This is a genomic window from Labrenzia sp. ATLA3 (assembly GCF_057180185.1).
Genome location: NZ_JBXUKV010000004.1, coordinates 473,134 through 485,613, shown reverse-complemented (window position 1 = coordinate 485,613; position 12,480 = coordinate 473,134). Strand labels below are relative to the sequence as shown.

The following is a 12,480-nucleotide window of genomic DNA, read 5'->3' as shown; positions in this document are numbered from 1 at the left end:
CTCTCGTTGCCGGGGCATGGCCGACCATACTCCAAGCAGTGCTGCTGAAAACGTGCACCACGAGTATCTGCTGTCGTTTCTGGACAGGCACCTGCTCGGATCGTGATGAGTTCGGGGCGGAGACGTTCGCTGTGGCTCAGCGCTATTACCTGTGCCGAGCACAGGCGGAACCATCACAAGGTGCGAAAATGTACGTGTATCAGGTGGCCGTTCCCAGGAGGGACTGCGACTGCGGCTCGTCAGGGTTCATGCGCGGCTTCTTGAGTTCGGACTTGTAGCGCATGACAAGTTCTGGAATAGAGCGGGTGCTCCGGTCCAGCCATTCGCAGCGCGCCTTCAGAAAATCGCGATAGGTCTTTTCGTGGATGCCGGTTTGCAGCATCAGGCGCATGATCGCACCGTCCGCATCGGATTTCAGAGTGTCTGAAACAACCTCGTCAGCCAGGTTGATCTTGCGACTGATCAGCCAGATCGCCGCATCGAGACGACCTTCTTCGAACAGCGTCCGCAGAATTGCATCGAAGGACAGTTCCCCATTGGCAATCTGGATGCTGGCTTCGTGGCGAGAATAGGTAACGCCGTCGAGATCGATACTGCCGTCGTGCCGTTCTTCGATGGTTTTCGCCAGACGCTGAAGCTCGCCCGTTTCCAACGCCTTCTTGAGGGGAGGTGGGATCAGCGGACAATTCGACTCCAGAATATCCATCTGGGTCTGAAGGAATTCCTCGTCTTCCAGCGCGCGCTTTGCGATGCCGGCGAGCACGTCGGCTTCGGTGTTTGCAAAGATGAGGAGGGCAAGCGTGCCGCGGACGGAAAAAGGAGCCTCCATATTGTGGAGGAGTTCATGCACCACATCGCGGCTGGCCCGAGCGATCAGGGTGTCGGACATTTCTTCGGAAAGATCAGACCTTTTTGCAGCGGCCTTGCGCTTGTCGTTGCCGCCGCCTTTTACGATCTGCATGAGACCGTTCTGGCTGATCATCGGCGAGCATTCGATCACCGGTTCCGACAGTTCGTAGTCTTCCTGGGCCAGTCTGTCAGCAAGGTCCGGGATGATGCGGTCTGTTTTTGCCAGGCGAACCACGAGTTCGTAGCGTGCGGCGCGGTCGAGCTGATCGAATACCGAAAGAACGATATGAGAGAACAGTTCCCGCTCCATCTCGCTCGGCTCGTTTTCTTCCGAACGCGCGTATTCACCGACGAGGGTGCGGATGAGCTTGGATCTCGCCTCCGGCTCTTTGATCCGGGCGAGCTGTTCTAACTGGTCTCTTAACACTGTCCTGCCGATATAAAAGATGGGGCGCAGATGTCGCGCTCTCATCTGTAACTATTACAGTTTCATCTTAATTTTCTTCTACTTTTAACGTCTTGGCTTGCTGTGTCAGCCGCCACCGAAACTCTTGACCAGAGAACCGGCCACGAGGTTCCATCCGTCGACGAGTACGAAGAAAATCAGCTTGAACGGAAGAGAGATTACCACTGGCGGCAGCATCATCATACCCATGGACATCAACACGGATGCAATTACCAGATCGATGATCAGAAACGGCAGGTAGAGAAGGAAGCCGATTTCGAAAGCGCGCCGCAATTCGGAAATCATGAAGGCGGGAATCAGTGTGGCCATCGACAGGTCTTCCGGGCCTTCCGGTGCTTCCTCAGCTCCCGACAATTCCTCAAACAGGGCGAGATCCTTTTCACGGACCTGGGACAGCATGAAGGTGCGGAAGGGGTCGGAGGCGCGTTCGAAGGCCTGATCCAGTTCAATGTCCCCGTCAATCAGCGGCTGAACGCCGGCGTCGTAGGAGGCCTGTAGTGTCGGCATCATGATGAAGGCCGACAGAAACAGGGCAAGGCTAACCATCACCATGTTGGGTGGAGCCGTCTGCAAGCCGATTGCAGATCGCAGCAGCGACAACACCACCACGATGCGGGTAAAGCTGGTCACCATGACGAGAATGGACGGCGCCAGCGACAGGACGGTCAGAAGGATGACCATCTGGACGGCGCGTTCCGTCAAGGTGGTGTCTTCGCCAAAACCAACCGAGATTTCCTGCGCGGCAGCCGGCCCGGCGAAAACCGCAAAGAGTGCGGTCAATATAAGTAGCAGGCGGAGAAGGCCGCCAGGGCTCCGGAGCGATGGGAAGCGTATCATCCGTTTGACTGTCCACCCAGTTCGTCCAGGATCTTCGCCATTTCTTCCTCGATCGGGTTCCTGTCGCCAAGACTGGCCGATGGTCTGACCGGTGCCTTGACCGGCGGGGCGGAGGTCGTCACGGGATTGCCTGCTGCCGGTGTGGGCGGTGTCACCGTTGCCGACGGGACGGGCGTTATCGTTGCCCCCGAGGTGTTGTCTTCTTCTGGATCTTCGGCGTGCTGCTCCGGCGTGCTGAAGCTTTCAGCCTGCGCCTGTTCCTGTGCCTGCACCACGGGCGCCGTTTCCGGAGCCATTGCCAAGGTTGGGGCAGAGGGTTCCGGAACATCTTCCAGAAGATCGCCAATATCCAGAGTAAGCTCGGGGGACGGGCTTTCCTTCTCGGCCGTTTGTGCCTCGGTCGCAGCGGTCTCTTCGATCGTCGTTCCTGCGGCCTGCACTGTCTCTTCCGTCGCATCCGCGCTGACTTCGGATGAGGCAGCCTCGTCAGTTCCTGCAGTGTCGTCTGCTGTCTGGTGCGCAGACAGTGTCAGGTCAGTCGCATCCGATGTGTCTTCCGGCAGCTGCGCGGCAAAAGCGGTCTGGTCCGGTGTCGTTGCGATTTCCTCAGGCGGGGGGGTGTCTTCCTCGGCGGGCTGGATGCTTGCCGCTGTCACCGTGGCCGCCGCGAGCACCGGTTCCACCTTCTGACCCTGTGGAACCTGCTCAACAGGTTTTAAAAGTGCGGTCTTGGCTCGGGCTGCGGGACCTGACGCCGGCGGCGAAATGGTGCCGCCATAAGACGGACGGTCCCGGGCTGTGAAAGGACGTGCGAGGGATTTCAAGGTGGATGTGGCCTTGCTTTCCTGCGGCGCTGATGCCGCCGAGACGTCTGGGCGCACCTCTGGTGCCTTTGCCGCCATGGCAGGTTCGCCCGACTGAATTTCGGGCTGCAAGCTAGCGGTGATTTCCACTTTTGCTTCACCGGCATCCTGGGGTACCTGAACCTCCTGCACCGGAGGAACAGGCGCGGCTGGTTTTGGCATCGCCTTGTTGAAGCCGTTCTGCGTCGCGGCGCGCAAGAGGTCGCTCGCGCGGTTCAAGCCCCCACCTGCTTCTAGAGTGGTCGTCTGCGCGGTCGCCGGTTGAGCGGACGGGGCTGCTGGTGCTGGAGCTGTCTGGGCTGCACGCGCTGCCAATGGTCGGGAAACCGTGGGTTCGGAGTAATTGCGCGATGGGGCTGTCGGCGTGGTTACCGGTGGCGGGGTCGGGCTCGCTGCGGACGGTGCCGACGCGGCAGACGGAGCAGGAGCAGCGGCGACGGGTGCCTTGTAGGCAGGTGCCACTGGCGTTGAAGGCTGTGGAGCCGGGGCAGGCGACGCCGCTAAGGCCGCAGCCAGCTGCGGCGCTGGCGAGGCTTGTTGCGGTACGGGTTCGGAAGCCTGCACAGGTGTGCGGGCCTGAACGGCGGGAGCGGCGGCTTCCTCGTCCGGAAGCAGTTCGTCAGGCCGCGCCGGAATTTCCGGCCCGGGCGCGAGTGGGGCCTTCACCGGCATGGCCATGCCTGAGGGTGCCTGGGCGTGGTGCCCGGTCCGGGCCTGGGGCAGGGGCGTGTTGCGGACGATGTTCTGCTCCACAACCACGTCGCTCGGTCCGCCAACGAGGATGAGATGTTCTATGTTGTCCCGGCGCACAAGCAGCAGACGACGCCGGGCATCGACCGTGGCGCTGTCCATAATGGCGATCCGGGGCTGCCGGTTGCGGCTCTGCGGGGCATTGGCGCCCATCAGGCGCTTCAGAATGAAAATGAAGAGGCCAAACAGCAGCAGCACAACGGCCAATGCCAGTATAACTGCGATTGCCTGCGTGATACCCCCGCTCACGTTGAATGTGGTCTCAATCCAATTGTTCATCTTATCCTCGTGCCGCCCCGCTTGCGGTGTAATCGCGTTTGCCGGTTACTCCGGCTTTTTGCCTCTATTGGGGAGCTTTGCCTTTATCCCCAGTAATTCCGGCCGCTGTGCCGGTGCAGGCTCCTGTGCCGCAAACCTCTCGGCTTTTTCGTGTTTCCCGGCTGTGGCGTGTCTGTTTTGGCGCGCCGGCACCGGTTCGGCAGCTTGCTGATCCGCTTCGAATCTCTCTAGGACTTGAAGTTAACAGAAGCAGGCAAATTTTGCCTGTTGGTGGCACGGCTCTTTTTGCGAAATGCAAAGGAATATTGCCTCCTCCACTGGTTTTTGAAGGTTTCGTGCGGCAAGTGGTAAATGGCTGTTAACCTTTCATTAACCATTTGAGCGGCAATCATTGCCGAGTTGGTTAACGAATGGTGAATCGGAATGGCCATAACGGATCTGCCGCTGTTCCAGGCGTTGAAATCCAAGATGCAGTGGCACCAGACGAGACAGAGCGTGCTGGCGCAGAACATCGCCAATGCGGATACGCCCGGTTACCTGGCGCGGGATGTCAAGGAGTATTCCTTCAAGGACCATATCGGCCGCCAGTCGCTTAACCTGTCAACGGAGACGACGGCGTCCGGGCATATTCGCGGCAGTCTTGGCGCGACGAATTCGGCAAAGGTCGAGGAAGAAAACAGCTTCGAAGTCACGCCGAGCGGCAACAGTGTCAATCTGGAAGAGCAGATGATGCAAATCACCGAGAACCAGATGGACTTCCAGGCCGCAACGACGCTTTACACCAAGGGACTGGGTCTCATCCGGACGGCACTTTCCAAAAGTGTATGAGGCAAGGCAGCACAAGCTAAAGGACCGATAACATGGACCTGATCAAATCCCTGTTCATCTCGGCAAGCGGGCTGAGAGCACAGAACGGGCGCATGCGCATCATCGCGGAGAACATCGCGAACGCGAACTCCACCGCGAAGACCCCGGATGAACTGCCGTACCGGCGCAAGATCCCGACCTTCAAGAGCCATTTCGACAAGGAAATGGGCGCGGATGTGGTCGAGTTGGGCAAGGTTGCCGAAGACAATACGGATTTCCGCTCGGTGCTGATGCCCGGCCACCCGGCTGCCGATGCCAATGGCTACGTGCTTCAGCCCAACGTCAACACGTTGATCGAAACAACGGACATGCGCGAGGCGCAACGGTCCTACGAAGCCAATCTGAACGTCATCGATTCCACGCGGAAGATGCTGCAGCGGACCATCGATATCCTGCGTGCCTGAGCGGCAGTCATAATTCGGCAAGGGAGCCAAAACCATGTCTACTCCATCGATCGCAAATAACGCCTATCAGATGGCCGCCAAGCTGCAGCAGCAGGCGCGGGCGATCGAGGACAAGGCGGGTGCTCCGGAAGCTGCCGGTCTCGATTTCAGTGCTTTGGTGAATGAGGCCGTCGGAGGCGTTGTCGACAAGGGCCGTGTGGCCGATGACAAGGCTGTCGGCATGATCGAGGGCAAGTCGGATGTGGTCGACGTGGTCACCGCCATCGCCGAGACCGAAGTTGCCCTGGAAACGATGGTCGCCGTGCGCGACAGGGTGATCTCCGCCTATGAGGAAATCATGCGGATGCCGATCTGATATGAAGCGGCGCAGGGGGCTGTCATGACCGGTGGTGAAGTTCTCGATCTCGCACGGGAAGGCGTCTGGACCATGATCCTGGTGGCAGGGCCTGTGATGATTGTCGGGCTTCTGGTGGGCGTCGTCATTGCCCTGTTCCAGGCTCTGACGCAGATCCAGGAAATGACGCTGGTTTTCGTGCCCAAGATCCTTGCGATCTTCGTGACAATCCTGATCTCGCTGCCGTTCATGAGTCAGGTTCTGGAGGCCTTCATGAGCAGGGTTGCCGAAATGATCCTGACCACCGGTTAGGACGTGGCCCTTCATGACCATTCAGCTGGATTATCTGCCGAACGTCGCTGCAATCTTCATGCTGATGTTCGCGCGTCTGGGCACAATGGTCATGCTGCTGCCTGCGCTTGGCGAAAGCACGATCCCGACCCGGTTCCGGCTGACCATCGCCCTGGCGCTGACCATGGTTCTTTATCCCGTAGGGTCGCAGTATTACCCGGCCGACGTGACGTCAAACACCTACCGCATGATTGCGCTTCTGTTCGGGGAAGTGGCCATAGGCCTCGGCATTGGTCTGTGCGCCAAGATGATCACATCCGTTCTGCAGATCGCGGGCATGATCATGGCAAACCAGTCCGGCCTCGCGTTTGCGCTCGGCACGGATGTCGCCAACCAGGGCCAGCAGGGCGCTCTGTTCGGCAACTTTCTGTCGATCCTCGGCATCACGCTCGTTTTCGTCAGCGACAGCCATTACCTGGTGATTGCCGCGCTCCACGACAGTTTTACGCTCTTTCCACCGGGGCTGGGTGTGCCTGTCGGCGATTTTTCCCAGAACGCGGCGGAAACCGTCGCGCATGTGTTTTCCATAGCGGTGCGCATGAGCGCGCCTTTTCTGGTTGTCGGTCTGGTTTTCTATTTCGGCCTTGGCTTGCTCAACAAGCTGATGCCGCAAATGCAGATCTTCTTTATCGCCATGCCCGTGAATATCGCGATCGGGCTTTTCATGCTCATGGTGCTGATCACGACCCTGATGATGTTCTATCTGGATCATTTTCAGCAAGCACTCGGCAAGTTCATCGTGGGGTAGCGCTGCGCAATGGCAGACAATAGCGACGACTCTGAAAAAACAGAGGACCCCACGCACAAGCGCCTGAAAGAGGCGCATGACAAGGGGGACGTACCGAAATCTCAGGAAGTCAGCACCTGGTTCACTCTGGCCGGGGCAACGCTGATGATTGCGATTTTCGCACCCAGCACCGCCGTGTCGCTTGGGGGCATGATGAAAGGCTACCTGGAGCATGCGCACCAGATCGCGGTGGACGGATATGCGCTCAAGGCCTTGTGGCGGGACACAGGTCAGTCGGTCGCCCTTATCGTCGGCTTTCCGCTTCTGGCCCTGGTGATCATGGCTGTTGCGGGCAATCTCGTGCAGCACCAGCCACTGCTGACGGCGGAGACGATCAAGCCGAAACTGTCCAAGGTCTCGCCGGCGTCGGGGTTCAAGCGCCTGTTTTCGTCCGAGAGCCTGGTGAACTTCGCCAAGGGCATGGTGAAGATAGCAGTCGTCGGTGCCATCATGGTGGCCGTGATGTGGCCACACCGCGATGAAGCGGAAGTCATGGTGTTTGCCGATACGCACATCATTCTGGAGGAAGCCAGGGTTCTTATCCTGCAGCTTCTGTCCGCCGTTCTGGCGGTGATGACCGTCGTCGCCGGAGCCGATTTTATCTATCAGCGCCACAAATGGTTCAACAAGCAGAAGATGTCGCTGCAAGAGGTCAAGGAAGAATACAAGCAGACCGAGGGCGATCCGCAGGTCAAGGGCAAGATCCGTCAGTTGCGCATGGAGCGCTCGCGCAAGCGCATGATGGCTGCCGTGCCGCAGGCAACAGTGGTGGTGACGAACCCGACGCACTATGCTGTGGCGCTGAAATACGAAGAGGGCATGGGTGCACCGCTCTGTCTTGCCAAGGGAACGGACGCGACCGCGCTCAAAATTCGTGAAGTTGCCAAGGAAAGCGATATTCCGGTCGTCGAAAATCCGCCCCTTGCACGAGCACTTTATGCGACGGTCGACATCGATCAGGAAGTTCCTGAGGAGCACTTCAAGGCGGTTGCCGAAGTCATCGGCTTCGTCTTCCGCATGCGCAAGCGCGCGTCCTGGCGCTCCAACTAAGTTGCTCTCAAGGAGAGCGGACTGAAAAAGTCCGCAGCAAACAAGTGAATTTCAACAGGACTTGGTCGCATATCAGTTGAAATCGGTTATTAAGCACAGAATGCTTATGAACGGCCCCTTCAAGAACCGAATCGGGCCCGGGAGACAGGATTGATGAGTGACATGGACGGGGCGCCGAGCGGGCCAATGATCAGCCGCCCGGAACGTTCCGGGAATATAGGCCTTCTCATAGGTCTCGCACTGCTGCTCGTCGGCGCTGCTGCTGCCTTTGCGGTCATGGACCGCGAAGTGGCGCAGCCGTTTATTCTTGCGCTGCTCGGTATCCTGGCCGTCGTCGGCGTTTTCTGCCTGTTTGCCGGAGCCATCGGGTTTCTGCGTCTGTCCGCCCGCCCGGGCGAAGCCAACCCGCTGGCGTCCGCTTTTGTCGATACGCTCGAGGACGGGGCGCTCATTACCGATCTGGATGGCAGGCTCGTCTATGCCAACAAGGCCTATGCGGATCTGACCGGCGCTGAAACCGCTGCCGACATCCGCGTGGTCGAGCGCGTGTTTTCGTCCGACCCGGATGCCACCGACGCCATTTTCCGCCTGTCGCAGGCCATGCGCGACAGCCGCAGGGCGCAGGAAGAAATTCGCATGCCGTTCCCGCTCGGCCGGTCGGACGGCACGGCGCGCTGGTACCGGGTGTCGGTGCGGCCGCTGCAAGTGTCCAAGGAGCGCGGTGGCGGCAAGCCCATGGCGGTCTGGCAACTGGCGGACATCACCCGCGACCGGGCCGAACAGGAGAACTCGTTCCAGGAACTGCAACGGGTTATCAACTTCCTGGATCATGCCCCGGCCGGCTTCTTTTCCTGCGATGCGGAAGGGCGCATCGTCTATCTGAACGCAACGCTTGCCGACTGGCTCGGTTACGATCTTGCCCAGTTCGATGCTGGCGATCTGGATCTGTCGAGCATCGTGCGCGGCGACGGCACCGAGCTGATCCGTTCCATCAAGGGACAGGCAGGAGACGTCAAGAGCGAGACCTTCGATCTCGACTTCGTGACGCGCAATGGCCGGGGTCTGCCAGTGCGTCTGCTCCACCGTGTGCCTTTCGGCGAGAACGGTCAGCCGGGCGACAGCCGGACACTGGTGCTCAACAGGTCGCGCGGTGAGGAAGCCTCCGAAGCGCTACGGGCGGCTGAGGTTCGCTTTGCCCGTTTCTTCAACAACACCCCCATTGCCATTGCCTCGCTCGACAAGGAAGGCCGGGTTCTGAGAACCAATGCGCCGTTCCTGAAACTGTTCGGTGCCGTCGACTCGGATGACGAATCTCCCAAGCTCGAGGCCTATGTTGCCGAGAGCGGGCGCCGGGAACTGGCGAAGTCTCTGCAGGCCGCAGCAAATGGTATCGGCGAGATAGCCCCCATCGACATTCCGCTGGTCGAGGGCAACGATCCGCGCTCCGCGACCTTCTATGTCTCCGCGGTGCAGGAAGGCGAGGGCGACGGCGAAGCGGCCATTGTCTATGCGCTGGAAACCACCCAGCAGCGGGCGTTGGAAGCCCAGTTCGCCCAGAGCCAGAAGATGCAGGCCATTGGTCAGCTGGCCGGCGGCGTCGCGCATGACTTCAACAACGTCCTGACCGCCATCATCGGCTTTTCCGATCTGCTGCTGGCCAGCCACCGGCCGACCGATCCGTCCTTCCAGGACATCATGAACATCAAGCAGAACGCCAACCGCGCCGCCGGCCTGGTGCGGCAGCTGCTGGCCTTCTCGCGCCGTCAGACGCTGCGTCCGCAGCAACTGGAGCTGAACGACGTTCTTGCGGATCTCTCCATCCTGCTGGATCGCCTGCTGGGCGAGAAGCTGGAGCTGAAGGTGATCCATGGTCGCGATCTGTGGCCGGTGATGGCCGATCTCAACCAGCTCGAGCAGGTGATCGTCAATCTGGCGGTTAACGCCGGCGATGCGATGTCCGACGGCGGCCGTCTGACCATTCGCACGCGCAACGTCAGTGAAGCTGAAAGCACCCAGTTCGAGAACACGCGCGGCATGCCTCCGGGCGAATATACCTTGGTCGAGGTGGACGACACCGGCCACGGCATTCCGCCGGACGTGATGGAAAAGATCTTCGATCCGTTCTTCTCTACCAAGGAAGTGGGCAAGGGCACGGGCCTCGGACTGTCGACGGTTTACGGAATTGTCAAACAGACGGGCGGGTTCATCTTCTGCACCTCCGAAGTCGGTGTCGGCACCACGTTCCGCCTGTTCCTGCCGCGCTACATTCCCAAGGTTGTGGAGCAGAAAAAGCCGGAGCCCAAGGAAAGCGAACCGGAAAAGGTCAAGGATCTGACCGGCTCAGCCTCCATCCTTCTCGTGGAGGACGAGGAGGCGGTGCGGGCCTTCGGCGCCCGTGCGCTCGCCTCGCGCGGGTACACGGTCTACGAGGCTGGCTCGGGCAACGAGGCGCTTGAGGTCATGGAAGAGACTGACGGCAAGATCGATCTGGTGGTCTCCGATGTGGTCATGCCGGAAATGGACGGGCCGACACTTCTGGTCGAGCTGCGCAAGACGCGCCCGGATCTGAAGATCATCTTCGTTTCCGGTTATGCCGAGGACGCCTTCGAGGAAAACCTGCCTCCGGGCGAAAAGTTCTTCTTCCTGCCCAAGCCCTTCACGCTGAAGCAGCTGGCGACGACCGTAAAGGATGTCTTGAACGGATAGGTCGATCTGGTCCAGACTTGCCTCAACACCATCCGTTCGAGGCAAGAAGTCCATGCAGCTTCCAGATTTCATCCGAAAGTTTCCCGCTCTCGATGTTCCCTTTCCCGAGGACGTTGTCAGATCCTACGCAGTGCGCTCGGACACCGGGCTGGTCGTTTTTTTCGATTTCGTGAAAGACATGGACCTGCCTCCGCATTCGCATCTGGCGCAATGGGGCACTGTCCTGAGCGGCGAGATCGAATTTACCATCGCTGGTGAAACCAGGAAGATGGGGCCGGGCGCTATCTACGACATTCCCAGCGGGGCGGAGCACAGTGCGGTCATCAAGGCCGGAACCAAGGTGATTGATGTCTTCGAGGAGCCTGACCGCTATCCGGTCAAGGGATAGCACTTGATACAGGCCTTGGGCGTTGCCGCCTGCCACTGCGTTGCGCCGGTTCAGCTCTGACGGCATTCGGATGAGGATTGCAGTTACCCTTCCATCCTGAATGCGCTAGAGGAAGGTCACGAAAGGCTGTCTGCGACGAAAAGGGCTGACACGTTGACCGCACATCATGCATCTGGTGAAGGTGTTCCGGGCAAGGATGCAACAGCTTTCGACCAGGAGGCATCCTGGCGGCGGCTGATATCCGTCTTTGGCAGCATTGGTCTGCTGTCTTTCGGCGGTCCGGCTGCACAGATCGCGCTGATGCACCGCAAGCTGGTTGACGAGACCGGCTGGCTTTCCGAAAAAAGCTACGTCAACGCGCTCGGGTTCTGCATGTTGCTGCCCGGGCCGGAAGCCATGCAACTTGCGACCTATTCCGGCTGGAAAATGCGCGGTGTTCCCGGTGGGCTGCTGGCGGGGCTCCTTTTCGTCGTGCCCGGCGCACTCGCGATCTTCGCTCTTGCTGCTATCTACGGAACTTTCGGCAATGTGCCGCTGGTCAGTCAGCTCTTTCTGGGCATCAAGGCGGCCGTTCTGATTGTGGTTCTGGAGGCTCTGCTGCGCCTTTCCAAACGCGCGCTCACCATCAGGCGGCAATGGGTGATTGCGGCCCTGGCCTTTGTTGGCATTTTCTTCCTGTCTCTGCCTTTCCCCCTGATTGTTCTGGTTGCCGGACTTTACGGCGCGGCGTTCAGCGGGGCGCGGCCGGCAAGCGGCGGGAAGACTGCTGTTGTTATTGCCACACCGTTTGCGAAAACGCTTCGGACGGTGTGTCTCTGGCTGTTCATCTGGATCGCGCCGCTGGCAGTGCTGGGTCTGGCAAGTGGCGTGCCTTTGCTGGCGGATATCGGCTGGTTCTTTTCCAAGCTCGCAGTCGTCACATTTGGCGGCGCCTATGCGGTGCTCGCCTATATGGCCCAGGATGTGGTCGCCATTCACGGATGGCTGAGCGCGGGTGAAATGATGGACGGGCTCGGCCTTGCGGAAACGACCCCGGGGCCTCTCATTCTGGTGACCCAGTTCGTCGGCTTTCTGGCGGCCTTTCACGAGGGAGGCCTGCTCCTCGGTCTTGCTGGCGGGTTGGTTGCGCTCTGGGCGACCTTCGCTCCTTGCTTTCTCTGGATTTTTGTAGGCGCACCCTACATCGAGTGGATCTCTGCGCAGCCAAGGCTCAAGTCGGCATTGTCGGCCATCGTGGCAGCGGTGGTCGGCGTCGTGCTCAACCTGTCGGTCTGGTTCGCGCTGCATGTCTTCTTTGAGGTTGTCACCGCCACGAAGTGGGGTGTCGTGACGCTCTGGATCCCGGACCTTGCCAGTCTCGACTGGCGCGTGCCGGTGCTGGCGGCGTTGTGCGGCCTGTTGCTGCTGCGCTTCCATGTCGGTCTGATCTGGGTGCTGTTGACCGCAGCGCTCGGCGGCGTGTTTCTGTCTCAGATAGGTTAGGGTGTGGACCCATAAAGGACGACGAAAACGCATGAGACATGGCGAAACCGCGTCAGGAGGTGGCGCG

The 12,480-nt window shown here is 59.8% G+C and carries 12 protein-coding genes; 9 read left to right on the top strand and 3 right to left on the bottom strand.

Annotation, left to right across the window (positions count from 1 at the left end; translation table 11 throughout):
• Positions 1-199 precede the first annotated feature (199 nt).
• Genes AC2A6O_RS13765 through AC2A6O_RS13755 form a run of 3 tightly spaced genes read right to left on the bottom strand, consistent with a single transcriptional unit; the run spans position 200 to position 4,044 of the window.
• Entirely contained in the window at positions 200-1,321 is a 1,122-nt protein-coding gene (locus AC2A6O_RS13765) for a DUF2336 domain-containing protein (protein ID WP_498927842.1), read from the bottom strand.
• A 60-nt stretch (positions 1,322-1,381) separates the two neighbouring features.
• Positions 1,382-2,152, bottom strand: a complete 771-nt coding sequence (gene fliP / locus AC2A6O_RS13760; protein WP_205514217.1) for a flagellar type III secretion system pore protein FliP — start codon at positions 2,150-2,152, stop codon at positions 1,382-1,384.
• Positions 2,149-4,044, bottom strand: a complete 1,896-nt coding sequence (locus tag AC2A6O_RS13755) for a hypothetical protein (protein WP_498927840.1) — start codon at positions 4,042-4,044, stop codon at positions 2,149-2,151. Before AC2A6O_RS13755 ends, fliP begins: the two co-directional genes overlap by 4 nt.
• Positions 4,045-4,467: 423 nt before the next feature.
• On the opposite strand from AC2A6O_RS13755, the gene flgB reads away from it, so the two are divergent.
• The 9 genes from flgB to chrA all read left to right on the top strand — a co-directional run bounded on the left by flgB (position 4,468) and on the right by chrA (position 12,413).
• Positions 4,468-4,872: a flagellar basal body rod protein FlgB gene (flgB, locus tag AC2A6O_RS13750; RefSeq protein ID WP_498927838.1), complete on the top strand. Its 405-nt coding sequence runs from the start codon at positions 4,468-4,470 to the stop codon at positions 4,870-4,872.
• Positions 4,873-4,904: 32 nt separating this feature from the next.
• A complete protein-coding gene (gene flgC / locus AC2A6O_RS13745; protein ID WP_498927836.1) occupies positions 4,905-5,315 on the top strand; it encodes a flagellar basal body rod protein FlgC in 411 nt (136 codons plus the stop codon).
• Between the two features lie 34 nt (positions 5,316-5,349).
• On the top strand, positions 5,350-5,670 hold the full coding sequence (fliE, locus tag AC2A6O_RS13740; RefSeq protein ID WP_148586229.1) for a flagellar hook-basal body complex protein FliE: 321 nt from the start codon (positions 5,350-5,352) through the stop codon (positions 5,668-5,670).
• A gap of 24 nt (positions 5,671-5,694) precedes the next feature.
• On the top strand, positions 5,695-5,961 hold the full coding sequence (fliQ, locus tag AC2A6O_RS13735; RefSeq protein ID WP_006932649.1) for a flagellar biosynthesis protein FliQ: 267 nt from the start codon (positions 5,695-5,697) through the stop codon (positions 5,959-5,961).
• Positions 5,962-5,974: 13 nt separating this feature from the next.
• Positions 5,975-6,748 carry a flagellar biosynthetic protein FliR gene (gene fliR / locus AC2A6O_RS13730; RefSeq protein ID WP_498927833.1) on the top strand — a complete coding sequence of 258 codons (774 nt, stop codon included), beginning with the start codon at positions 5,975-5,977 and terminating at the stop codon, positions 6,746-6,748.
• A 9-nt stretch (positions 6,749-6,757) separates the two neighbouring features.
• Positions 6,758-7,837, top strand: a complete 1,080-nt coding sequence (gene flhB / locus AC2A6O_RS13725) for a flagellar biosynthesis protein FlhB (protein WP_148586231.1) — start codon at positions 6,758-6,760, stop codon at positions 7,835-7,837.
• 153 nt (positions 7,838-7,990) lie between these two features.
• The gene (cckA, locus tag AC2A6O_RS13720) at positions 7,991-10,543 is read left to right on the top strand and encodes a cell cycle histidine kinase CckA (protein ID WP_148586232.1); all 2,553 of its coding nucleotides are present in this window, start codon (positions 7,991-7,993) and stop codon (positions 10,541-10,543) included.
• Between the two features lie 52 nt (positions 10,544-10,595).
• Complete coding sequence (locus AC2A6O_RS13715; RefSeq protein ID WP_498927830.1) at positions 10,596-10,931, top strand: cupin domain-containing protein; 336 nt, start codon at positions 10,596-10,598, stop codon at positions 10,929-10,931.
• Positions 10,932-11,084: 153 nt separating this feature from the next.
• The gene (chrA, locus tag AC2A6O_RS13710) at positions 11,085-12,413 is read left to right on the top strand and encodes a chromate efflux transporter (protein WP_498927828.1); all 1,329 of its coding nucleotides are present in this window, start codon (positions 11,085-11,087) and stop codon (positions 12,411-12,413) included.
• The last annotated feature ends 67 nt before the right edge of the window (positions 12,414-12,480 follow it).

Bases quoted from the DNA above. Each gene is read 5' to 3' on its own strand.
- fliR (WP_498927833.1), top strand. From the start codon at position 5,975: ATGACCATTCAGCTGGATTATCTGCCGAACGTCGCTGCAATCTTCATG.
- cckA (WP_148586232.1), top strand. From the start codon at position 7,991: ATGAGTGACATGGACGGGGCGCCGAGCGGGCCAATGATCAGCCGCCCG.
- flgB (WP_498927838.1), top strand. From the start codon at position 4,468: ATGGCCATAACGGATCTGCCGCTGTTCCAGGCGTTGAAATCCAAGATG.
- AC2A6O_RS13765 (WP_498927842.1), bottom strand. From the start codon at position 1,321: ATGAGAGCGCGACATCTGCGCCCCATCTTTTATATCGGCAGGACAGTG.
- fliQ (WP_006932649.1), top strand. From the start codon at position 5,695: ATGACCGGTGGTGAAGTTCTCGATCTCGCACGGGAAGGCGTCTGGACC.
- AC2A6O_RS13755 (WP_498927840.1), bottom strand. From the start codon at position 4,044: ATGAACAATTGGATTGAGACCACATTCAACGTGAGCGGGGGTATCACG.
- fliP (WP_205514217.1), bottom strand. From the start codon at position 2,152: ATGATACGCTTCCCATCGCTCCGGAGCCCTGGCGGCCTTCTCCGCCTG.
- AC2A6O_RS13715 (WP_498927830.1), top strand. From the start codon at position 10,596: ATGCAGCTTCCAGATTTCATCCGAAAGTTTCCCGCTCTCGATGTTCCC.
- fliE (WP_148586229.1), top strand. From the start codon at position 5,350: ATGTCTACTCCATCGATCGCAAATAACGCCTATCAGATGGCCGCCAAG.
- flgC (WP_498927836.1), top strand. From the start codon at position 4,905: ATGGACCTGATCAAATCCCTGTTCATCTCGGCAAGCGGGCTGAGAGCA.
- flhB (WP_148586231.1), top strand. From the start codon at position 6,758: ATGGCAGACAATAGCGACGACTCTGAAAAAACAGAGGACCCCACGCAC.